The following is a 20,528-nucleotide window of genomic DNA, read 5'->3' on the forward strand; positions in this document are numbered from 1 at the left end:
TCAGGCCTCGTTTTCGGCCGCTGCCGCCGCAAGTCTTCTGCGCGAGGCAAGATGCCAGGCAAGCGCCCCCAGGCAAACGATGGTAACCGGGAAGACCACCCAGTTCAGCATCTCCCAGCCATGCGCGTTGTAGACCTGGCCCGACATCAGCGAGGCGAAGGCGACGCTGCTGAAGAGGACAAAGTCGTGGAAACCCTGCACCTTGCCCTTTTCGGCCGGCTCGTAGGTTTCGGAGACCAGCGCGGTCGCGCCGATGAAGCCGAAGTTCCATCCTAGCCCGAGCAGGATCAGCGCCGTCCAGAACTGCCACAGCTCGATGCCCGACAGCGCCACCAGCGCGCAGCCCACCAGCAGCACGAAGCCGGCGGCCACGATGGTGGGCGCGCCGAAGCGGTGGATCAGCCGGCCGGTGAAGAAGCTGGGCCCGAACATCGCCATGACGTGCCACGAAATGCCAAGCGTCGCCTCGTCGGGCGAGAAGCCGCAGCCGACCATGGCCAGCGGCGCGCCGGTCATGACGAAGGTCATGAGTGCGTAGGAGCCGACGCCGCACAACAGCGCCACGGCGAAGCGCGGCTGCGAGACGATCTGCAGGAGCGGGCGGCCGGTGTCCTGGGGGCCGCCATGGCCTTTTGCGGCGCCCTTCATCTTGAGGAAGGACAGGATGACGGCGCCGATGGCCGCGAGCCCCACGATTGCCGCGAAGGACCCGGCGAACATGACCGGCGCCAGCAGTTCGCGCGTGAAGATGACGATCTGAGGCCCCAGAATGGCGGTGATGATGCCGCCGGCCAGCACGAAGGAAATAGCACGCGCCTTGAATTCGCTTGGCGCATTATCCGCGGCCGCGAAGCGGAACTGCTGGACGAAGGCGTTGCCGATGCCGACGGCCATGAGGCCGGCGGCAAAAAGCCAGAAATTCATCTGGAACAGCGCCAAGGTGGCGATGAAGCCGCCAAACGCGGTGACGAGCGTGCCGGCCATGAAACCATGGCGATGACCGAGCCAGCGGATGATGACGGCCGCGGGAAGCGCGCCAAGTGCGGTGCCGACATTGAAGCCGGTGACCGGGGCTGTGGCCAGCGACTTGTCTGCATCCAGAAGATAGTGGCCGGCCAGCGCGCCCAGCGAGATGCAGATCGGCGTGGCCGATCCGATGATGGCCTGAGCCGCGGCCAGAGTGACCGCGGTTCGCCGGGCGCTGCGCTCGGCCGCCTCGCTCACGATGCGCCCTTGCCGCGACCCTCGCCGCGCACACGGCGCGACACGCGGTCGAGCACGGCGTTCACCAGCTTGGGCTCGTCCTCGACATAGAATGCCTTGGCGATATCGACATATTCCGAGACAATGACGGCGACGGGAACGTCGGCGCGGTGCATCAGTTCGTAGACGCCGGCGCGCAGGATGGCGCGCAGCGTGGAATCAAGCCGCGACAGCGGCCAGTCGTCGGTTAGCGCCTGTCGGATGATGGGGTCGACCGTCTTCTGGTTCTCCACCACGCCGGCCAGAATCGCGCGGAACCACTGCGCATCGGCCTCGCGGTAGAGATCGCCATCGACTTCCTTGCCCAGGCGGAAAGCTTCGTATTCGGCGGTGGTCTCAAGCAGGCCGCTGCCGGCCACGTCCATCTGGTAAAGCGCCTGCACCGCGGCCAGGCGGGCAGCGCCGCGCTTGTTGGCCTGTCGAAGCTGCGGTTTATCGGTCTCGGGTTGGGTCACCGTCATGCCCCCAGACGGTTGCGCAGGGCGATCATGGTGAGTGCGGCGCGGGCCGCGAAGCCCCCCTTGTCGCCCTCGTGACGACGGGCGCGCGCCCAGGCCTGATCGTCGTTCTCGACGGTGAGAATGCCATTGCCGATGGCCAGGGATTCATCGGTGGCCAGGTCCATCAGCGCGCGGCTCGACTCGTTTGCAACGATATCGAAGTGATAGGTTTCGCCGCGGATAACGGTGCCAAGCGCAACGAAGCCGTCATAGTCGGTGGCGCCGTTCTCGGCTCCGTCCAGCGCAAACGAGATCACCGCAGGAATTTCCAGCGCACCGGGAACCGTGACCACTTCGTAGGTCGCGCCAGCCTCTTCAAGCGCCGCCTTGGCGCCTTCGAGCAGTGCGTCGGCCAGGTCGTCATAGAAACGGGCTTCGACGATGAGCAGGTGGGGTGGTCGTGTGCTGGCCATGTTGGTCTCCGGAAAGGCGGTGACTTAGGCCGAAGCGGCCGACTTCGCAAGCGCAAGATTGCCCGGGGCGCGATAGGGTCGCACTTGCACTGCCCTAACGTTCCTCCCGTGTGTGCCATGAGGGCGACAAAAAAATGTCGAACCCAAGATCTCGTCGCGCTTTTCGCCAAACCCGACCGTGGCGCCCCATCGCTCACGCCTCAGATCAGGCTGTGGTAGCGGGCTACTCCGCAGCCTCAGCCAGCCGCGCGGCGTAGCGGGCCATGGTATCGACCTCGAGGTTGACCTTGTCGCCGACCTGTCGCTCGCCCCAGGTGGTGACGGTGAGCGAATGCTGGATCAGGAGCACATCGAAGCGGTTGCCGTTCACCTTGTTGACGGTCAGCGAGGTGCCGTCGAGTGCGACCGAGCCCTTGGGCGCGATGAATTTCGCATATTCGCGCGGCGCTTCCAGCGTGAAGCGGACTGCATCGCCCTCCTCCTGCCGCGCCACGATCTCGGCCATGCCGTCGACGTGGCCGGAAACGATGTGGCCGCCGAGTTCGTCGCCGATCTTCAGCGCGCGTTCCAGGTTCAGCCGCGTGCCGGCCTTCCAGCCGGAGGCGGTGGTGAGCCGCAGAGCTTCTTCCCACGCCTCGACCTCGAACCAGCGGATGTTGGACTCGGTTTCAGGCAAGGCAACGACGGTCAGGCACACGCCGCTGCAGGCGATCGAGGCGCCGATGGCGATGGTCTTGGGGTCGTAGGCGGTGTCGATGCGCAGCCGCACGCCTTCGCGCAGCGGTGAAACGGAGGCGACGGCGCCCACATCGGTGACAATTCCGGTAAACATCTAAAACCTCTAGGCGCCTTTACATCAATCGGTCCGAAGCTTGACCCATTCCGCATAGGTGTCGTCGCCGAAGCGCGCCTCGCGCACCAGACGAAAACCCTCCGGGATATGCTCCCTGTCGACCGGCGCCGCAATGCCGTCGGCGCCAAGTCGGCCCGGTCCCTGGAAGATGACCAGCCGGTCGACCACATCGTCGGCCAGGAAGTTGCGCGCCGTTTCGGCCCCGCCCTCGACCATGACATTCATCATGCCCTGCGCGGCCAGGTCTTCCAGCAGTTCCGGCAGCGCGATGCGGCCTTCGAAAGCGTCGGTGGCCAGAAGCTTCACGCCCATTGCCGAAAGCACCGCCCTGCGGCCGGCATCCGCCTCCTGCCCCACGGCGAGGAACACCGGCACGGACTCGGCCGAGCGCGCCAGCCTGCCCTGCGGCGACAGCCGCCCCTGTCGGTCGAGCACGAGACGAATGGGCGAGCGGTCTTCCAGGCCCGGCAGCCGCACCGTCAGCTCGGGGTCGTCGGCCAGCGCTGTGTTGATACCGACAAGGATGACATCTGCCTCAGCGCGCATCAGATGCACCTGCCTGCGCGAAATCGGCCCGGTAATGGGTAGCTGCCCCTCGCCCGGCCGACCGATCATGCCATCGGCTGAAAGCGCAAGCTTCAGCGTGACTTGCGGGCGCATGCTGACCGAACGGCTCAGATAGCCGGCAAGCTGGTCGGCCGCCTCCTCGGCCAGAACTCGCTCGACGACCTCGATGCCGGCGGCGCGCAGGATAGCGTAGCCCTTGCCCGCAACACGCGGGTCGGGATCGCTGGCGGCGCCCACCACCCGGGCAATGCCCGCGGCAACGAGAGCATTGGCACAGGGCGGGGTGCGGCCATGATGAGCGCAAGGCTCAAGCGTGACGTAGGCGGTAGCGCCGCGCGCCCTCTCGCCCGCCTCGGCAAGCGCCTCGGCCTCGGCATGCGGCCGGCCGCCGATGGCCGTGACGCCGCGCCCGACGATCACCGGGCCGTTGCCGTCGTCGCGGACGATGAGCGTGCCGACTGCGGGATTTGTTCCGGTGAGCCCGGCATGCTTGCGCGACAGCCGCAACGCGGCCGCCATGAAGCGGCGGTCGGTAGCCTGCCGATCCGCGTCAGCGCTCGCCATGCTGCTCCTCTTCGTCCTCGCCCTTCAGTTCGCCGAGCACGTCGTGGAAATCCTTGGCCTCGCGGAAATTGCGGTAGACGGATGCGAAGCGGACATAGGCGACGTCGTCCAGCGCCTTCAGCGCCTCCATGACCAGCCGGCCGATCTCGCCGGTGGTGACTTCGGTCTCGCCCGAGCTCTCGAGCTGGCGCACGATGCCGGTGACGGCGCGGTCGATGCGATCAGGATCGACATTGCGCTTGCGGCAGGCGATCTCCATCGAGCGCAGCAACTTGTCGCGGCTGAACGGCACCTTGCGGCCCGACTTCTTCACCACGACGAGATCGCGCAGTTGCACGCGCTCGAAGGTAGTGAAGCGGCCGCCGCAATCCGGGCAGACGCGACGGCGACGGATTGCCGCCCCGTCCTCGGCGGGACGGGAGTCTTTGACCTGGGTGTCTTCCGACTGGCAGTAAGGGCAGCGCATGGATATCCCGCTCGCTCGCGATTCTTTCAGGCCTCGAAGCTAGTGGCTTTCCGTTCAAGTAGGAAGCAAGAAGGCGGAAATCCAACGCTGTTGCGCAGTGAACGGTGCGTATCTTGTCTTTCCGGACGAAAATGTCCCCAAGGCTTGTGTGTCGGCACGGTCGAGGCATGGATTCCCGACACTCTCCGCTCGTTACACTCGCTCACGAGGTCGGGAATGACGGCTTCATGGCCGCTTCCACAAATGGTCGGTGTTTGAGCCCCCGGCACCGCGTCGCCTATGTCGGGCTAGTGGCTAGTGGATCGAGGCCGATCAAGGTGAACAGCCACACCTCATTCGTCTTCCCGACCTCGTGAGCGAACGAAGTGAGCGGAGAGTGTCGGGAATCCATGCCTCGACGGCAAAACCGGCACTTCGGTGAAAGTACAAGCGATCAAACCACTCGGCCCAAACACAAAACGGCTGCCGCGGGTTCAGCGCGACAGCCGTTCTGAAGACCGAAGTCGATATGCTTATCCGAGATACGGATAGAGCGGGAAGCGGTCGGTCAGCGCCACGACCTTCTGCTTCACGGCAGCTTCGACGGCAGCGTTGCCTTCATCGGAGTTCGCCGCTTTCAGACCGTCCAGCACCTCGGCGATGAGGTTGCCGATCTCGCGAAACTCAGCCTGGCCGAAGCCGCGAGTGGTGCCGGCAGGGGTGCCGAGGCGGACGCCCGAGGTGACGAAGGGCTTTTCCGGGTCGAAGGGAATGCCGTTCTTGTTGCAAGTGATGTTGGCGCGGCCGAGAGCCGCCTCGGCGCGCTTGCCGGTGGCGTTCTTGGGACGCAGGTCGACCAGCATCAGGTGGTTGTCGGTGCCGCCCGAGACGATGTCGAGACCGGTCTCCTTCAGGCTTTCGGCCAGCGCCTTGGCGTTGGCCACGATGTTGGCGGCATAGGTCTTGAACTCGGGCTTCAGCGCCTCGCCGAAGGCCACGGCCTTGGCGGCGATGACGTGCATCAGCGGGCCGCCCTGCAGGCCGGGGAACACGGCCGAGTTCATCTTCTTGGCGATATCCTCGTCATTGGTCAGGATCATGCCGCCGCGGGGCCCACGCAGCGACTTGTGCGTGGTGGTGGTGACGACGTGCGCATAAGGCAGCGGGGACGGGTGCTGGCCACCGGCGACCAGACCGGCGATGTGGGCCATGTCGACCATCAGATAGGCGCCGATCGCGTCGGCGATCTCGCGGAAACGCTTCCAGTCCCAGATGCGCGAATAGGCGGTGCCGCCGGCCAGGATCAGCTTGGGCTTGTGCTGGTGCGCCAGCTTCTCGATCTCGTCCATGTCGAGCAGGTGGTCGTCCTTGCGCACGCCATAGGACACCGGCTTGAACCACTTGCCGGACATGTTGACCGGCGAGCCGTGGGTCAGGTGGCCGCCCGAATTGAGGTCGAGGCCCATGAAGGTGTCGCCCGGCTGCAGCAGCGCCAGGAACACGGCCTGGTTCATCTGGCTGCCGGAGTTGGGCTGCACGTTGGCGAAGTTGCAGCCAAAGAGCTTCTTGGCACGCTCGATGGCGAGCTCCTCGGCCACGTCCACGAACTGGCAGCCGCCATAGTAGCGCTTGCCCGGATAGCCCTCGGCATATTTGTTGGTCATGATCGAGCCCTGCGCCTCGAGCACGGCGCGCGAGACGATGTTTTCGGAGGCGATCAGCTCGATTTCGTGGCGCTGGCGGCCGAGTTCATTGCGGATGGCGCCGAAAATCTCCGGATCGGCATCGGCAAGCGGAGTGCCGAAGAAGGATTCGAAGTGCTGGAATTCGGCCGAGTCTCTTGCCATTTCGGGTAAAATCCTTGCTGCCTGGGGCGCGGGCACTCATGTTGGACCTTTATCGCCGCCGAAACCCCGATGCCCCTCCCGGGATTTGCGGCGCAAGGCGCGCCCATAGCACACTTGCCGGAGCGTCGCCACGCACGCGGCGCGAAATTTGGTTGTTCCTTTGCGGCAATTGGTAGCTGCCAACGCAAAAGGCCGCCCAAACGGACGGCCTCTTCATTGGTTCTGCCCCAGCGCTTTACTGCGCCGACGAAATCTGCAGTTCGTCGACCCCGTCCTTGCCATAGATGTCGTCGCGGAACTGGACGACACCATCGCCCGTCGACCAGGCGGAGACATAGGTGAAATAGACCGGCACCGGATTGGTGACCGGGACAGGCGTGTTGGCGCCGGACTTGATGGTCTGCTCGAAACGCTGGCGGTTCCAGCCCGGCGTGTCGCGCAGGATCCAGGTGACGAGATCGCGCACGTTCTGGACACGCACGCAGCCGGAGGAGTCGAAACGCATCAGCTTGCCGAAGCTGCTCTGCTGCGGCGTATCATGCATGTAGACGCCGTCCGGGCTCGGGAAATTGATCTTGACCGAGGCCATGGCGTTGATGGCGCCGGGATCCTGCCGGAAAAGATACTTCGCCGCCTCTTCGGTCGACCAGTCGATGGTCATCGGATCGACCTCGCTGCCGTTCGGCGCAATCAGGCGGATCTTGTTGTCCTTCAGGTAGTTCGGGTTCTTGCGCATCAGCGGGATGATATCCTTGCGGACGATCGACACCGGCGCATTCCAGTAAGGATTGATGATGATCTCGTTGATCTTCGAATTGACGATCGGCGACTGGCGGTCAACCTTGCCGACGATGGCCGTGTGGCGAAGCACCACGCGATCGTTCTCGACCGCCTCGATCTGGGCGGCGGGAATGTTGACGTTGACATAGCGCTCGCCGAGCGTTCCGGCCTGAGACTGCAGCCGCCCCAGATTGGTCTCGAGCTGCCCAAGGCGCACCGGTGCGCTGATATTCATCGCCGCATAGGAATAGCTGCCGAGGACGCCGTCGGCCGGCAGGCCGTGACGCGCCTGGAAGCGCTTGACCGCCGCGTCGACATAGGTGTCGAAGGTGGGCGAGATGCCGGCCTGCGATGACAGGTCGCCGGAAACCATCAGGCGCTTGCGCAGCACCGGCACGTCCGGATCGGTGACGCCGAGCTGAAGCTTCTTGGTTGCCGGCACGACCGGCCAGCCGCCGCGACCCACGATATCCTGATACTGGATGATGGCGCGCTCGACGTAGGATACGGTCTGCGGGCTGAAAATCGGCAGCGTCGTGGCCACCTTGCCGCCCTCGCTGGCGCGCGCGTCGAATGTGTCATTCCAATTGCCGCGGCGCGACGACTGCAGGATTTCGTCGACCACGTTCTGCGCGCTGGCAGCGCCAGCGACAGCCGAAGCGGCAAGCGCACCGGCGGCGGTAAGGAAAGAACGGCGAGTTGTATTCATGGGCATTCCAGACACTATCCTGCATTGCACCGAACGGACAAAATTGCCCGTAATGTATGGTGGCCACTCTTAACAATCAGCCAACCATAGGGGCACGCAAGCGCGCCCATTCCATCGGAGTTCCCCCGCAGCCAAATCCTCTCAGCCGGCGGTCTAGTTCATCTAACCGGTATCCATCGGAATATGGCAGTAACGTGGCCGCGCGCGCGAAAAGGCGGCGCGGGAAAAAGGAGGGCCGGTGAGGGAAGACACCAGCCCAGACTGGAGGTTCATGCGGCCGCGATTCGTGAGGCGTCGCGGCTTGCCCGACGGCGTGGAGCCCCTTTCTCCTTCGCCGGGCGTATCCGGCGGGACAGAACGGCCTAGCTCACATGCGATAGGCGATGGTGTCGTTCCAGAAGCGGTCCAGACGCTGCAGCGCGCGGTTCATCTGCTGGAATTCTTCGGCATTGATGCCGCCTACCTGCTCGATCGAGCCGATGTGGCGCTCGTAAAGCTTGCCGACCACCTCGGCCACCTCGGCGCCCTTCTCCGTCAGGCTGATGCGGACCGAACGGCGGTCGATGCGCGAACGCTGGTGATTGATGAAGCCGAGCTCCACCAGCTTCTTGAGATTGTAGGAGACGTTCGAGCCCAGATAGTAGCCCCGCGAACGCAGCTCGCCGGCGGTGAGCTCGGCATTGCCGATGTTGAACAGAAGCAGCGCCTGGATGGCATTGATGTCGCTGCGGCCGTTGCGATCGAACTCGTCCTTGATCACGTCGAGCAAACGGCGGTGCAGCCTTTCGACAAGCTGCAGGGATTCCATGTAAAGCGTGCGCAGCGAGTCGACGCGCTCATCGGATACATTGGCGGTCTTCGCCGCGGGGCGGGAATTGATCATGGTCTTTGCCTCTCGTTTGTCGCCGGGTGATTGTTTTGTTTTTCTCACCTTGATCGCGACACTAGCGCCGACCGATAAAATTCGACTTAAACACCAGGCTTAACAACGCCTTACCTGGAACGACCTTGCGCGGAGGGTTAATAAAGGGCGACCCGGAGGGGGTCTGTTAACCCTGTCGTTCGGCCTGGCTTTTCTGCAGGAAGATCATCACGCGGAAGGCCACGTAGATGAGCGCGACGAAGACGTGCGAGACGACGACGGCAAGCCGATGCCCGAAGAGATCGGGAAAGCCGGCATACATCGTCAGCTCCGTTACCGCGCAGATGATCCAGATCACCGGCCCCCAGGACGCCAGCATCCACAGGCCGATCGCCGCGAAGGGGTAGAAGACCGCGAGCAGAGTTGCGGCGACCTGCCAATGGACCGGCATCAGGTCGAAGCGCCACAGCGGCGCATCGTAGAACCCGATGAGCCGAACCCAGTAGAGAACGCCGAACAGCAGGCAGTAGACCGAGATGATGCGCAGGAACCATCCGAAGGCGCTCTCCGCCACGGAAGGGCCCATCACGCCGGCGGCCTTGACCAATCGCTCGCTCACAGCACCAGTTCCCCATTCGGCAGTGGCGCGAAATAGGCGTCGATCGCCACCGGATCGACGGCCTCGAGCGAAGCCGGTTGCCACACCGGCTTGTTGTCCTTGTCCACCAACGCGGCACGTATGCCTTCGTACAGGTCATGACCATACAGCACCCGGTTGAGGATGCGGAACTCCATGCGCATGCACTCATCCATGGTGAGCCCTGCCCCGGACCTTATCTGCCGGAGAGCGATGTGAACGCTCGTTGGCGAGCGCCCCCGGAGCGTGGCGAGAGTGGCGGCTGCGAATTCATCGTCGCCCGCGGCCTGCTCCAGGCTGCGCACGATGCCTGCCACTGTCTCGTGCGAAAAATGCCTGGCGATCGCTTCCAAGGTGGCCTGGCCGGTCTCGCGCTCGACCGGTTCGGAAACCTCGCGCAGTGCCGCGTCTGGATCGCCCGTCTCCGCCAGCCGCGCCAGCAGCCCCTCCAGGCGTTCGGCCCTGGTTGTGTGGGTCGCCAGCCCCGACCCGAGCGCGTCGCCGTAGCGGATGCGGTTGCCGGTGAGCCCCAGATACATGCCGAAGTTGCCGTCGAGACGGGGCAGGATGTGGCTGCCGCCGACATCGGGGAAGAAGCCGATGCCGACCTCCGGCATGGCGAACTGCGCGTTCTCGGTCATCACCCGGTGCGAGCCGTGGCAGGAAATGCCCACGCCGCCGCCCATCACGATGCCGTCGATCAGCGCGACATAGGGTTTTGGGAAGCGCGCGATGGCGGCGTTGAGCCGGTACTCGTCGGCGAAGAATTCAACCGGCGGATTGCCGGCGCGACCGGCATTGTAGACATCGAGAATGTCGCCCCCGGCGCAGAACGCCCTGCCCTCGGCCTTGATGACGACCAGCGCCACCGCCGGGTCATGCTGCCACGCGGCAAGCGCCCGCGCCAGCGCCTGGACCATGGGATGGGTGAGCGCATTCAGCGCCTTCGGGCGCGCGAGAGTGACAACGCCGGCCTTGCCCAGTCGCTCGAAACGGATGTCGTCGCCGCCGCCAAAATCCATGGACGAATCCCTTACCTGCCACCCGTGTCCCGGGACCCGTAAGTCCTACGGATTGCGGCCGGGTGCGTCAATCTTTCCGCGTCCGGTGGCGCCAATCGAGGCGCTGGCCCATCCCTGCGGGTTGGTGAAGGGCGGGCCCGCGTGCTAATAAGCCGCCAAGTATGCGGCCTAGCTGGAGAATGCCCGATGAACAAGATTTCCCGCCCGAAAGCCGCCGGCGCGCGCTCCGTCGACGAGATCACCGGCAGCAGGCGGCTGCGGCGCATGCGCAAGGCCGACTGGTCGCGTCGGCTGGTGCAGGAGAATCGCCTGAGCGTGGACGACCTGATCTGGCCGATCTTCGTGATCGACGGCAAGGATCGGCGCGAGCCCATCCCGGCCATGCCTGGCGTGTTCAGGCTTTCCATCGACCTCGCGGTAAAGGAGGTGGAACGCGCGGCAAAGCTGGGCATTCCGGCGATCGCCACCTTTCCCAATATCGAGATGTCGCTGCGTGACGAAACCGGCTCGCACATTCTCGACCCGCACAACGTGATCAACCGCGCCACCAGCGCCTTCAAGGCGGCGGTGCCGGAGATCGGCATCATTACCGACGCCGCGCTCGATCCCTTCACCAGCCACGGCCACGACGGCATCCTGCGCGACGGCGTCATTGTCAATGACGAGACGGTCGATCAGGTGGCGGCCGCGGCCGTCGTCCAGGCGGCCGCTGGCGCCGACATCATCGCCCCGTCGGACATGATGGACGGCCGCATTGGCGCGATCCGCGACGCGCTCGACGCCAATGGCTTCCAGGACGTGGCGATCATGTCCTACGCGACCAAGTTCGCCTCGGCCTTCTACGGCCCCTATCGCGAGGCGGTCGGCACGCAAGGCCTGCTCAAGGGCGACAAGAAGACCTACTACATCGACCATGCCAACAGCGACGAGGCATTGCGCGAGGCCGAGCAGGACCTGGCCGAAGGCGCCGACATGCTGATGGTCAAGCCAGGTCTGCCCTATCTCGACATCATCCGCCGCCTGAAGGACGAGTTCCAGGTGCCGACCTTCGCCTACCAGGTCTCGGGCGAGTATTCGATGATCAAGGCGGCCGCCGCCAATGGCTGGATCGACGGCGAGAAGGCGATGCTGGAAAGCCTGCTGGCCTTCAAGCGCGCCGGCTGCGACGGCGTGCTGACCTATTTCGCGCCGGAAGTGGCGGAGATGCTGAAGGGGTAGCAGTCGATCCCGGTTCGGTTTTGCTGTAGAATGCCTCGATGAATAAAGCGCAGGCAATCGAACAATTGCGGAAAGATGCCGACACCATCCGGGGGATGGGCGTGACGGAGCTTTACCTGTTCGGGTCAACAGCCCGCGACGAAGATACTGCAGACAGCGATCTCGACTTGTTCATCGACTATGATACCAACAAGCGATTTTCCCTTATCGACCTTGTCGGCATCAAGCAGTTCCTGGAAGAGACGATGTCAACCGATGTCGACATAACCACCCGAGACAGCCTTCATCCGATGTTGAAGGACGACATCGAACGCAACGCGATTCGCGTTTTTTGATGGCAGCGCGCAAAGTTCTGCACGCTCAACGGATGCGGGGAACCTCGAAGCAAAATCTGCGAACAACTCAAAGTCATTGAAACGTCGCCGCCGGTCACCATTTCTAGTAGGATCATGCAGGCGGGGCTGTTCCCGCCTCGGCTGGGAAGGTGAAAATGAACACGCGTGTTCTCGACGGCGAAATCATCACGACGCGGCTGGACGACGTCCGCGCCTATGAAGGCGTGCTGACGCGCCGCGTCATCGCCTTCTGCATCGACTATCTGATCATCGGCCTCCTGATGATTCCCTTCGCCATTCTGGTGTTCCTGCTGGGCATCATCACGCTCGGCCTCGGCTGGGGCCTCTTCGGCGTGCTGTTTCCGCTCGTCGCCCTGATCTACATCTGGAACACGCTGGGCGGCCGCAACCAGGCCACCACCGGCATGCGCATCATGGGCATCCGCCTCGACCGGCTCGACGGCAAGCCCGTGGACGGGCTGCTGGCCGTGGTGCACACCGTGCTGTTCTGGGCCGGCAACGTGGTCCTGACGCCGCTGATCCTGCTGGCGACACTTTTTACCGACCGCAAGCGCACGCTGCACGACCTGCTGCTCGGCACGGTGGTAACGCGCAGCGACCGCTGATTTCCTCCGGCCAGCCGGGGCGAAAAGCGCCCGGTGCGGATTTGCGCCCGGGCATACGACCATCAGCCAATATCCAGTTGAATTTTTTGCCGGCGAAGCCAAGGTAGGGGTATTATCCGGGTTCAGTTCGAGATCGAAATCGGCAGGCGATGACTCAACATCCGACCCAGTCTCCGCAGTTCTTCCTGACCGCGCCCTCGCCTTGCCCCTACATTGAAGGCCAATTCGAGCGGAAGGTGTTCACCCACCTGGTCGGCGACAAGGCAGCGGAAATGAACGACCTGCTGACACAGGGCGGGTTCCGGCGTTCGCAGAACATCGCCTACCGTCCGGCCTGCGAAAACTGCCGGGCCTGCGTGTCAGTGCGCATTCTGGCCAACGAATTCGAGCCGACGCGCAACATGCGACGCGTGATGCACCACAATTCCGACCTGATCGGCGCCCTGCACGACGCCGAGCCCTCGACCGAACAATATTCGCTGTTCCGCAAATATCTCGACGCCCGCCACCGCAAGGGCGGCATGTCGGACATGACCGTGCTGGACTACGCCATGATGGTGGAGGACACCCACGTCAAGACCAAGATCATCGAGTATCGCAAGCGCGGACCCGACAGCTTCATCACCGGCAAGGGCCGGGGCGAACTGATTGCAGTGGCGCTTTCGGACATCATGGCCGACGGCATGTCTATGGTTTATTCCTATTTCGATCCCGACCTGCCCCAACGTTCGCTGGGGACCTTCATGATACTCGACCACATTGCGCGCGCTCGTGCCGCAGGGCTGCCCCATGTCTATCTGGGCTATTGGGTCAATGGTTCGCGCAAGATGAGCTATAAGGTGCGCTTCACGCCGCAGGAGCACCTGGGGTCGAAGGGCTGGGAACGCTACGTGCCCGAAGCCGTCTGACCGGCTCGCATCGTAGCGGCACAACCATCCCTTTTCCGGAGCTAATCCTTCTTTGTCCGCTTCAAGCAACAACCATGCGAAAGGCCTGGCGCTGACCGCGCTCGGAGGGCTGACGCTTACCGTCGACATCCCATTGATCCGCCTTGCCGGCGGCGACAGCTGGACGATCCTGTTCCTGCGCACCGGCACCACGTTCATTATGGCAATGATCATCTGGGCGGTGTGGCGCTCGCTCAGCAGCAGGGCGCCGAAACTCATTCCCGGGCGCGCCGGCCTCGTGGTGGCCGCCCTCTACGGCTTGGGTTCGGTTGCCTTCATCACTGGGGTGTATCACACCTCGACCGCGAACCTCGTCTTCATCCTGGCCTTCAACACCATGTTCGCGGCACTGCTGTCGTGGCTGTTCCTGAAGGAGCGGCCGAAGCCGGCGACGCTTGCGACCATGGCGATCATGATCCTGGGCGTGCTGATCATCGTCTGGGATTCGATCGGCACAGGGCAGATGTTCGGCAATCTCATGGGCCTGATTTCGGCGCTCTGCATCGCCTCGGCCATCACCATCTCGCGGGCCAGCGGCCAGGAAATGGGCCTGGCCTCACTGGTCGGCGTGGTGTTTCCGTTCACCGTGGCTGCGGTGATGGTGTCGCAGACCGGCATCAACGTCTCCGCGCCATGGTGGATCATCTTCAACGGCGCCGTGGTGATGCCGATCTCGTTCTTCTGCCTCGCCAATGGCCCGAAATATCTTTCGAGCCCGGAAGTGGCGATGTTTTATCTGCTCGAAACGGTTCTGGCGCCGATCTGGGTGTGGATGATCTTTGCCGAGGTTCCGACCCGCAACAGCCTGATCGGCGGCACCATACTGATCACCGCGCTGGTGGCGCATTCGCTATGGCAACTGCATGACGGCCGGCGCCGGGCGGCGGTAGCCGTGCAGCAACCGGCATGAACCGACGCGGGGCTGTCATCTCCGACCTTTGACGAACGACGCGGCCCAAGGACCGCGCCGATTTTCGTTCAGGAAGCGCTGGCAAGCAGGCTGGCATTGCCCCCGGCGGCGGTGGTGTCGACGCAGACGGCGCGCTCATGCGCGTAGGCCGCCGGGTAGATGACCTCGTTGACCAGCGGCACGATCGCCCCCCTGCGAGCGGCGAGTGCCTTGCGGATCTTTTTCGCGCGCTCGGCATCCCCCGAGAACGCGACGACGCCAAGATCGAGCGGGGCCAGCACCTCGGCCGGCACCTCGCCGTCGATCGCAACAAGCGGCAGACCCTTGCCGGTGAGCGCATGAAGTGCGGCCGGCGCGCCCGGCGCAACGGCCAGCACGGCATTGCCGGCGGCAAGCGCCTGCACGACCTGCGCCAGCAGCGTCTCGGCATCCGGCCCAAGGCACAGCGCGTTACCGCGCGGCGTCAGCGCCAGCGTGTTGGCCTCGCCAGTCGGCCCGGGCAGGTCGACCTGGCCGTAGTCGAGGGCGGCAGCGGCAGAAATTGCCGCAGCGCCCTTGCCACGCAGATGCTTGCGCAAAACCGCGATACGGTCGCTCGCCTGGCTCCATTCGGAAGCTGCTTGCGGGAAGCGGGTGGCAATCTCGGTGGCCGTCACCGGCTTGCCGGCCGGCACCTCGGCGCTTGCGGCGCCTGCGGCGCGACGGAAGCGGCGCAGATAGTGCGGGCCGCCCGCCTTGGGGCCGGTGCCGGAAAGCCCCTCGCCGCCGAAGGGCTGCGAACCAACCACCGCGCCGATCTGGTTGCGGTTGACGTAGATGTTGCCGGCATGGATGCCGTCGACGAAATGCTGCACGCGGCTCTCGATGCGGGTGTGCAGGCCGAAGGTCAGGCCAAAACCCTTGGCGTTGATGTCGCCAATGACCTTGTCGATCTCGTCAGCCTCGAAGGTGGCGACGTGCAGCACGGGACCAAAAATCTCGCGCTCCATCTCGCCGATGCCGGAGACGCGGAACACATGCGGCGCCACAAAGCGGCCGTCCTTCGGCGCATCGAGCTTGGCGACGAGGCGGCCCTGCCCTTCCATCTTCGTGTTGTAGTCGCGGATGGCGGCTTGCGCCTCCTCGTCGATGACCGGGCCGACATCGGTGGAGATCTGCCACGGATCGCCGATGTTGAGCGCGTCCATCGCGCCCTTCAGCATGTGCAGCATCTTCTGCTCCACGTCCTTCTGGACGTAGAGCACGCGAAGGGCCGAGCAGCGCTGGCCGGCACTCTGGAAGGACGAGGCGACGATGTCGCGCACCGCTTGTTCGGGCAGCGCGGTGGAATCGACGATCATGGCGTTGAGGCCGCCGGTCTCGGCGACCAGCATGGCATCCGGAGCTGCGGTTTCGGCCAGCTGCTTCTCGATGACCTTGGCGACTTCGGTGGAGCCGGTGAAGCAGACGCCGGCAATGCGCGGATCGGCCGTGAGCGGCGCGCCGACGGTCGGGCCGTCGCCCGGCAGAAGCTGGATCACGTCCTCCGGAATGCCCGCCTGGCGCAGAAGCTCGATGGCGCGGAAGGCGATCAGCGGCGTCTGCTCGGCAGGCTTGGCAATCACGCTGTTACCGGTGACGAGGGCAGCCGCGATCTGGCCGGTGAAGATGGCAAGCGGAAAATTCCACGGCGAGATGCAGACGATGACGCCGCGCGCCTCGGTGCCAGCCTCGGCCTTCGCGGCCTCACTGGCATAGTAGCGCAGGAAGTCGACCGCTTCGCGCAGTTCGGCCACGCCGTCGGCCAGCGTCTTGCCCGCCTCGCGGGTGGCAAGCGCGAAGAACTCGGCGGCATTGGCTTCATAGAGGTCGGCGGCGCGGCGCAGGATCTCGGCACGCTCCGCAACCGGGCGCGCGGCCCAGGTCGGCTGCGTCTCGAGCGCGATGCGCACGGCGGCGTCGACCTGCTTGGCCGAGGCTTCCGTCACGCTGCCGACGATGTCGCCGGGGTTGGCCGGATTGACGATCTGGCGCGAGGCGCCATTTCCGACCGCACGCGTGATGGGCTTGGCATGCCAGCGCTCCAGCCCGGAAAATTCCTGCCGCGCCTTGTCGAGCGCTGCCAGCGTCACCGGATCGGTGATGTCGAAACCCTTGGCGTTGAGGCGGCCGGCGCCGAAGATGGCCGACGGAGTTGGGATGGCCGGGTTGGCGGCCGGCCCCTGGGTGGCCACGGTCTCGAACGGGTCGCGGGCGATGTCCTCGGCCTTGACGCTCTCGTCGGTGAGCTGGTGGACGAAGGAGGAGTTGGCGCCGTTTTCGAGCAGGCGGCGGACCAGATAGGCGAGCAGGTCGGAATGTGCGCCGACCGGCGCATAGATGCGGCAGCGGGTGCCTTCGGCCTTGCGCACTGTCTCGTGCAGCGCCTCGCCCATGCCGTGCAGGCGCTGGAACTCGAACGACGTGCGGTCCGGCGCCATGGCAAGGATGGCCGAAACCGTATGCGCATTGTGGCCGGCGAACTGCGGATAGATGCGGTCGGTCATCGCCAGCAGTTTTTTCGCGCAGGCGATGTAGGAAACGTCGGTGTTGGCCTTGCGCGTGAACACCGGATAGCCGTCGAGGCCGAGCGTCTGCGCGCGCTTGATCTCGGTGTCCCAATAGGCGCCCTTGACCAGACGCACCATGATCTTGCGGTCGAGTTTCTGGGCCAGCCCATAGAGCCAGTCGATGGCGAAGGCACAGCGCGGGCCATAGGCCTGCACGACGACGCCAAAGCCGTCCCAGCCTTCCAGCTGCGGATCGGCCAGCACGCGCTCGATGACGTCGAGCGACAGGTCGAGGCGATCGGCCTCCTCGGCGTCGATGTTGAGGCCCATGCGGGCCTTCTTGGCGGCGACGGCCAGCGACAGCAGGCGCTCGGCCATGACCGGCAGCATGGTCTCCTTCTGCGCCTCTTCGTAGCGGGGATGGATGGCCGAGAGCTTTACCGAGATGCCGGGATTGTAGCGGATGTCCTGCCCCTTGGAGTGGGCGGAAAGCGAGGTTATGGCATCGGCATAGGCGCGCAGATAGCGCAGCGCGTCCTCTTCGGTGCGGGCCGCCTCGCCCAGCATGTCGTAGGAATAGAGGTAGCCCTTGGCGAGCATCGAGCGGCCGCGCTTGACGGCCTCCTCGATGGTGCGGCCAAGCACGAACTGCTCGCCCATCTCGCGCATGGCGGCCGCCACCGCCTTGCGGATTACCGGCTCGCCCAGCCGGCGCACCATGGCATGCAGCGTGCCGGCAATGCCGTCCTCGCTTTCGTCGAGCACGCGGCCAGTGAGCATCAGCGCCCAGGTGGAGGCGTTGACGAAGATGGAGCTTGAGCTGCTGCCATGCGCCGACCAGTCGTGCGGAGCGATCTTGTCCTGGATCAGGTCGTCCATGGTCTGGGTGTCGGGCACGCGCAGCAGCGCCTCGGCCAGGCACATCAGCGCCACGCCCTCCTTGGTCGACAGGCCATAGGCGGAGAGGAAAACCTCCATCAGGCGCGGGTCGGTCGAGCCGCGCACGGCGTTGACCAGGCCGACGGCGCGGGCGGAAATCGCCTTGCGCTCGGCCTCGCTCAAACCCGCCGCCTCGACCAGCCTGGCCAAGGCCTTGTCTTCATCGGGGAGATAATTGGCGCGGATCTGCTTGCGAATGGAATCGAGCAATGGAGCGGTCATGGACATCCTGCCGGAACGAAACGGTTTTGGGACTGTTTCGATGCTTATCATACCCCCCGATGCCGGGCGGCCCAAAGGATTGAACCGGATAGTCCGAATGAACTATAGATGAGGATAGATTCCGCCAGTGCCGGGTGCATTCTAGCCGATGAAAGACCAATTGGACCGCATCGACCGTAACATACTCGCCGCCCTGTCGCGCGATGGGCGCCTTTCCATGGCCGAACTTGCCACCCAGGTCGGCCTGTCGAAGACGCCGGTGCAGGCGCGGGTGAAACGCCTGGAGCAGGAAGGGATTATCCGCGGCTATTCGGCGGTGATCGACCATGAGCGCATGGACGAAGGCCATGTCGCCTTCGTGCAGGTGAAGCTCTCCGACACACGCTCGGCGGCACTGGACGCCTTCAACCGCGCGGTGCAGGGCGTGCGCGAGATAGAGCAGTGCCACATGATTGCGGCCAGCTTCGACTACCTGCTGAAGGTGCGCACCAAGGACATCGCCGCCTATCGCCGGGTGCTGGGCGAGCGCATCTCCGCCCTGCCTCATGTGGCGCAAACCTCGACCTTCGTGGCGATGGAAACCGTAAAAGATCGCTAGTTCGAAAGCGTCTTCAGGAAAGCTATAAGCGCCGCCCTTTCCCGCTCGGAAATCTTCAGCGGCAGGACTTCCGAATTTCCGTCCGGGCTGGCAGGCGCACGAACGTAATGCTCGATGACCCCCTCCAGCGTGGCGATCTGCCCGGCGTGCATGTAGGGCGGGCGGTCAGCCACGCCGCGCAGCGACGGCGTCTTGTAGGCGCGGCGCAGCTCGGGGCCGGACGTGATCATGAAGCGCAGCTCGCCGCAGGCTTCCGGCTCGGCATCACTATAGGGCCCAAGGCAGTTGAACGGATCGGAGAGCAGCTGAGGCACCGCCGCCTCGCGGCCGAGATCTTCCGGCAAGCCGGCGGCCGGCGAGATGCCGGTGTTGTGGAAATGGTCATCGGAGAAGCGCGGCCCGTTGTGACACTCGACGCAGTTGGCCTTGCCGACGAAAAGCCGCAGGCCGTAAAGCTCCTCGTCGGAAAGAGCGGCTTCGCCCGCGGGCTCAATGCCGGCGGCCAGCGCCTCGGCGAACCGGTCGAAACGGGTCTTCTCGTGCACGATGGTGCGCTCGAAGGCGGCGATGGCCTTGCCGATATTGGCGAAGACGTGGTTCACGGCATCCTGCTGCGCCTCGCTCATGCCCTCCCAGGCGGCTTGTTCGGCTTCGCTGCCCAGCGGGCTTGCATTTGGCGGCACGGCTGAAAGATCGGGCAGCGGCCCGAAAACTTGTTCGTAGCGCGCGGCGAAACCTTCTTTCATGAGGTGCGCGTAGGCCGCACGGTTGCCGCCATGCTCGCGCGCGTCCTCAAGCGGCCCCAGCGCCTGCGCCCACAGACTGTCGCGGCGGCCATCCCAGAACAGGAACGGGCTGCGCGCGGTACCCGCCAGCGGCATGGTGCGGCGACTGGTGGTGGAAATGCCGACGGCGAGCGGCCTGTCGTCCTGGAACTGGCGGTCGACGAGATGGCAGGTGCCACAGGAAACATTGCCGTCGCGGCTCAGGCGCTGGTCGAAAAACAGCGTGGCGCCGAAGGCTGCCGCGGCGGGCAGATCGGCATAGCGGTTGGCAGGATCGGCCGGCAGCGGCGGCATTGCCGAAAGCGACAACGAGGCTACCGCCTTGCGCTCGGCCTCGGTGAGCGGCGCCGGCTTGCAGCCGAGCAGGCCGGCAAGCAAAAACGCCGCCACCGGCAGGGAGGGCAAGATGCGGCGCGTGCGGATCATAGCTTGAGGTTGAACACCGCCTCGTCGTCGCCGGCCGCAGCTGAAACGGCAAAGCGGAATTCCCAGGCGCCGCCCATGTTGAACTTGACGCCCTCCACCCGATAGCGCCCCTCGCCAAGTTGCGCGGTGACCCGCGGGCTGGTGGGAAGGCCATGGCCATGCGCCGGCATGCCGCCATCGACCGCAATGCTGGCATCGTCCAACGGCTTGCCGTCGGGCATCTTGACCGTCACCACCCAGCTGTGCAGTTCGCCCACCTTCACCGGCGGCGCTTCAGGCTCGATGGCAACGAGATAGGCTCCGTTTTCGCTCGGCTTGCTGAGCGCAAAATTGGGCGCGGACACCGACGATGGCTCGCTCTGCAGCCGGGTGAAAGCCATCAGCGCCACGGCCAGCAGGCCGGCGAGCGCCACGAGATAACGCCAGTTGAAACCCAATTCCCTCTCCTCTGCCGATTCCCTTACGCGGGAGCGCGCAAGGTAATGCCTGATGACGGCGGCGCAAAGTTTCAATAACAACTTGCAAGCGACAA

Annotated in this window: 20 protein-coding genes; 6 read left to right on the forward strand and 14 right to left on the reverse strand. The window is 64.7% G+C overall.

The genetic code is table 11. The annotated features are described in order from the left end of the window. The 11 genes from ABLE86_RS01520 to ABLE86_RS01570 all read right to left on the reverse strand — a co-directional run bounded on the left by ABLE86_RS01520 (nucleotide 1) and on the right by ABLE86_RS01570 (nucleotide 10,462). Complete coding sequence (locus tag ABLE86_RS01520; protein WP_348777147.1) at nucleotides 1–1,224, reverse strand: MFS transporter; 1,224 nt, start codon at nucleotides 1,222–1,224, stop codon at nucleotides 1–3. Beyond that, entirely contained in the window at nucleotides 1,221–1,718 is a 498-nt protein-coding gene (nusB, locus tag ABLE86_RS01525; RefSeq protein ID WP_348777716.1) for a transcription antitermination factor NusB, read from the reverse strand. Before nusB ends, ABLE86_RS01520 begins: the two co-directional genes overlap by 4 nt. A 2-nt stretch (nucleotides 1,719–1,720) precedes the next feature. Further along, on the reverse strand, nucleotides 1,721–2,176 hold the full coding sequence (gene ribH / locus ABLE86_RS01530) for a 6,7-dimethyl-8-ribityllumazine synthase (protein WP_348777148.1): 456 nt from the start codon (nucleotides 2,174–2,176) through the stop codon (nucleotides 1,721–1,723). 223 nt (nucleotides 2,177–2,399) lie between these two features. Continuing rightward, nucleotides 2,400–3,008: a riboflavin synthase gene (locus ABLE86_RS01535; protein ID WP_348777149.1), complete on the reverse strand. Its 609-nt coding sequence runs from the start codon at nucleotides 3,006–3,008 to the stop codon at nucleotides 2,400–2,402. A 24-nt stretch (nucleotides 3,009–3,032) separates the two neighbouring features. Next, nucleotides 3,033–4,160 (reverse strand): bifunctional diaminohydroxyphosphoribosylaminopyrimidine deaminase/5-amino-6-(5-phosphoribosylamino)uracil reductase RibD, encoded by a 1,128-nt coding sequence (gene ribD / locus ABLE86_RS01540; protein ID WP_348777150.1) that lies wholly within the window; start codon nucleotides 4,158–4,160, stop codon nucleotides 3,033–3,035. Further along, complete coding sequence (gene nrdR / locus ABLE86_RS01545; protein WP_348777151.1) at nucleotides 4,147–4,626, reverse strand: transcriptional regulator NrdR; 480 nt, start codon at nucleotides 4,624–4,626, stop codon at nucleotides 4,147–4,149. The genes ribD and nrdR overlap by 14 nt, the downstream gene beginning before the upstream one ends. A 512-nt stretch (nucleotides 4,627–5,138) precedes the next feature. Beyond that, a complete protein-coding gene (glyA, locus tag ABLE86_RS01550) occupies nucleotides 5,139–6,452 on the reverse strand; it encodes a serine hydroxymethyltransferase (RefSeq protein WP_348777152.1) in 1,314 nt (437 codons plus the stop codon). Between the two features lie 235 nt (nucleotides 6,453–6,687). Then, nucleotides 6,688–7,941, reverse strand: a complete 1,254-nt coding sequence (locus ABLE86_RS01555) for a L,D-transpeptidase family protein (protein WP_348777153.1) — start codon at nucleotides 7,939–7,941, stop codon at nucleotides 6,688–6,690. A 367-nt stretch (nucleotides 7,942–8,308) separates the two neighbouring features. After that, nucleotides 8,309–8,824, reverse strand: a complete 516-nt coding sequence (locus ABLE86_RS01560) for a winged helix DNA-binding protein (protein ID WP_348777154.1) — start codon at nucleotides 8,822–8,824, stop codon at nucleotides 8,309–8,311. A gap of 166 nt (nucleotides 8,825–8,990) precedes the next feature. After that, nucleotides 8,991–9,389 carry a DUF6163 family protein gene (locus ABLE86_RS01565; protein WP_348777717.1) on the reverse strand — a complete coding sequence of 133 codons (399 nt, stop codon included), beginning with the start codon at nucleotides 9,387–9,389 and terminating at the stop codon, nucleotides 8,991–8,993. A 29-nt stretch (nucleotides 9,390–9,418) separates the two neighbouring features. After that, the gene (locus ABLE86_RS01570; RefSeq protein ID WP_348777155.1) at nucleotides 9,419–10,462 is read right to left on the reverse strand and encodes an enoyl-CoA hydratase/isomerase family protein; all 1,044 of its coding nucleotides are present in this window, start codon (nucleotides 10,460–10,462) and stop codon (nucleotides 9,419–9,421) included. 186 nt (nucleotides 10,463–10,648) lie between these two features. Between ABLE86_RS01570 and hemB the strand changes: the two genes are divergently transcribed. The 5 genes from hemB (at nucleotide 10,649) to ABLE86_RS01595 (ending at nucleotide 14,498) form a co-directional block, all read left to right on the forward strand. Continuing rightward, nucleotides 10,649–11,680, forward strand: a complete 1,032-nt coding sequence (hemB, locus tag ABLE86_RS01575) for a porphobilinogen synthase (RefSeq protein ID WP_348777156.1) — start codon at nucleotides 10,649–10,651, stop codon at nucleotides 11,678–11,680. Between the two features lie 38 nt (nucleotides 11,681–11,718). Beyond that, nucleotides 11,719–12,015: a nucleotidyltransferase domain-containing protein gene (locus ABLE86_RS01580; protein WP_348777157.1), complete on the forward strand. Its 297-nt coding sequence runs from the start codon at nucleotides 11,719–11,721 to the stop codon at nucleotides 12,013–12,015. A 155-nt stretch (nucleotides 12,016–12,170) separates the two neighbouring features. Beyond that, on the forward strand, nucleotides 12,171–12,641 hold the full coding sequence (locus ABLE86_RS01585; RefSeq protein WP_348777158.1) for an RDD family protein: 471 nt from the start codon (nucleotides 12,171–12,173) through the stop codon (nucleotides 12,639–12,641). A gap of 149 nt (nucleotides 12,642–12,790) precedes the next feature. After that, nucleotides 12,791–13,549 carry an arginyltransferase gene (locus tag ABLE86_RS01590; RefSeq protein ID WP_348777159.1) on the forward strand — a complete coding sequence of 253 codons (759 nt, stop codon included), beginning with the start codon at nucleotides 12,791–12,793 and terminating at the stop codon, nucleotides 13,547–13,549. A gap of 52 nt (nucleotides 13,550–13,601) precedes the next feature. Further along, nucleotides 13,602–14,498, forward strand: coding sequence for a DMT family transporter (locus ABLE86_RS01595; protein WP_348777160.1), 897 nt, complete (start codon nucleotides 13,602–13,604; stop codon nucleotides 14,496–14,498). 68 nt (nucleotides 14,499–14,566) lie between these two features. Here ABLE86_RS01595 and putA read toward each other — a convergent pair whose 3' ends face one another. Continuing rightward, nucleotides 14,567–18,193, reverse strand: a complete 3,627-nt coding sequence (gene putA, locus ABLE86_RS01600) for a bifunctional proline dehydrogenase/L-glutamate gamma-semialdehyde dehydrogenase PutA (protein WP_348777161.1) — start codon at nucleotides 18,191–18,193, stop codon at nucleotides 14,567–14,569. Nucleotides 18,194–18,335: 142 nt separating this feature from the next. Here putA and ABLE86_RS01605 point away from each other — a divergent pair, with 142 nt between their 5' ends. Further along, the gene (locus ABLE86_RS01605; protein WP_348777162.1) at nucleotides 18,336–18,785 is read left to right on the forward strand and encodes an Lrp/AsnC ligand binding domain-containing protein; all 450 of its coding nucleotides are present in this window, start codon (nucleotides 18,336–18,338) and stop codon (nucleotides 18,783–18,785) included. Here the strand turns inward: ABLE86_RS01605 and ABLE86_RS01610 are convergent. Continuing rightward, complete coding sequence (locus tag ABLE86_RS01610; RefSeq protein WP_348777163.1) at nucleotides 18,782–19,996, reverse strand: cytochrome c peroxidase; 1,215 nt, start codon at nucleotides 19,994–19,996, stop codon at nucleotides 18,782–18,784. The two genes, ABLE86_RS01605 and ABLE86_RS01610, sit on opposite strands and share 4 nt — an antisense overlap. After that, nucleotides 19,993–20,433, reverse strand: coding sequence for a FixH family protein (locus ABLE86_RS01615; RefSeq protein WP_348777164.1), 441 nt, complete (start codon nucleotides 20,431–20,433; stop codon nucleotides 19,993–19,995). The genes ABLE86_RS01610 and ABLE86_RS01615 overlap by 4 nt, the downstream gene beginning before the upstream one ends. Between the last annotated feature and the right edge of the window lie 95 nt (nucleotides 20,434–20,528).

The sequence above is a fragment of the Mesorhizobium sp. KR2-14 genome (assembly GCF_040049255.1).
GTDB lineage: Bacteria > Pseudomonadota > Alphaproteobacteria > Rhizobiales > Rhizobiaceae > Pseudaminobacter.

Bases quoted from the DNA above. Each gene is read 5' to 3' on its own strand.
- ABLE86_RS01535 (WP_348777149.1), bottom strand. From the start codon at position 3,008: ATGTTTACCGGAATTGTCACCGATGTGGGCGCCGTCGCCTCCGTTTCA.
- ribD (WP_348777150.1), bottom strand. From the start codon at position 4,160: ATGGCGAGCGCTGACGCGGATCGGCAGGCTACCGACCGCCGCTTCATG.
- ABLE86_RS01570 (WP_348777155.1), bottom strand. From the start codon at position 10,462: ATGGATTTTGGCGGCGGCGACGACATCCGTTTCGAGCGACTGGGCAAG.
- ABLE86_RS01610 (WP_348777163.1), bottom strand. From the start codon at position 19,996: ATGATCCGCACGCGCCGCATCTTGCCCTCCCTGCCGGTGGCGGCGTTT.
- putA (WP_348777161.1), bottom strand. From the start codon at position 18,193: ATGTCCATGACCGCTCCATTGCTCGATTCCATTCGCAAGCAGATCCGC.
- nrdR (WP_348777151.1), bottom strand. From the start codon at position 4,626: ATGCGCTGCCCTTACTGCCAGTCGGAAGACACCCAGGTCAAAGACTCC.
- ribH (WP_348777148.1), bottom strand. From the start codon at position 2,176: ATGGCCAGCACACGACCACCCCACCTGCTCATCGTCGAAGCCCGTTTC.
- ABLE86_RS01565 (WP_348777717.1), bottom strand. From the start codon at position 9,389: ATGGGCCCTTCCGTGGCGGAGAGCGCCTTCGGATGGTTCCTGCGCATC.
- hemB (WP_348777156.1), top strand. From the start codon at position 10,649: ATGAACAAGATTTCCCGCCCGAAAGCCGCCGGCGCGCGCTCCGTCGAC.
- ABLE86_RS01580 (WP_348777157.1), top strand. From the start codon at position 11,719: ATGAATAAAGCGCAGGCAATCGAACAATTGCGGAAAGATGCCGACACC.
- ABLE86_RS01605 (WP_348777162.1), top strand. From the start codon at position 18,336: ATGAAAGACCAATTGGACCGCATCGACCGTAACATACTCGCCGCCCTG.
- ABLE86_RS01555 (WP_348777153.1), bottom strand. From the start codon at position 7,941: ATGAATACAACTCGCCGTTCTTTCCTTACCGCCGCCGGTGCGCTTGCC.
- ABLE86_RS01590 (WP_348777159.1), top strand. From the start codon at position 12,791: ATGACTCAACATCCGACCCAGTCTCCGCAGTTCTTCCTGACCGCGCCC.
- glyA (WP_348777152.1), bottom strand. From the start codon at position 6,452: ATGGCAAGAGACTCGGCCGAATTCCAGCACTTCGAATCCTTCTTCGGC.
- ABLE86_RS01560 (WP_348777154.1), bottom strand. From the start codon at position 8,824: ATGATCAATTCCCGCCCCGCGGCGAAGACCGCCAATGTATCCGATGAG.
- ABLE86_RS01585 (WP_348777158.1), top strand. From the start codon at position 12,171: ATGAACACGCGTGTTCTCGACGGCGAAATCATCACGACGCGGCTGGAC.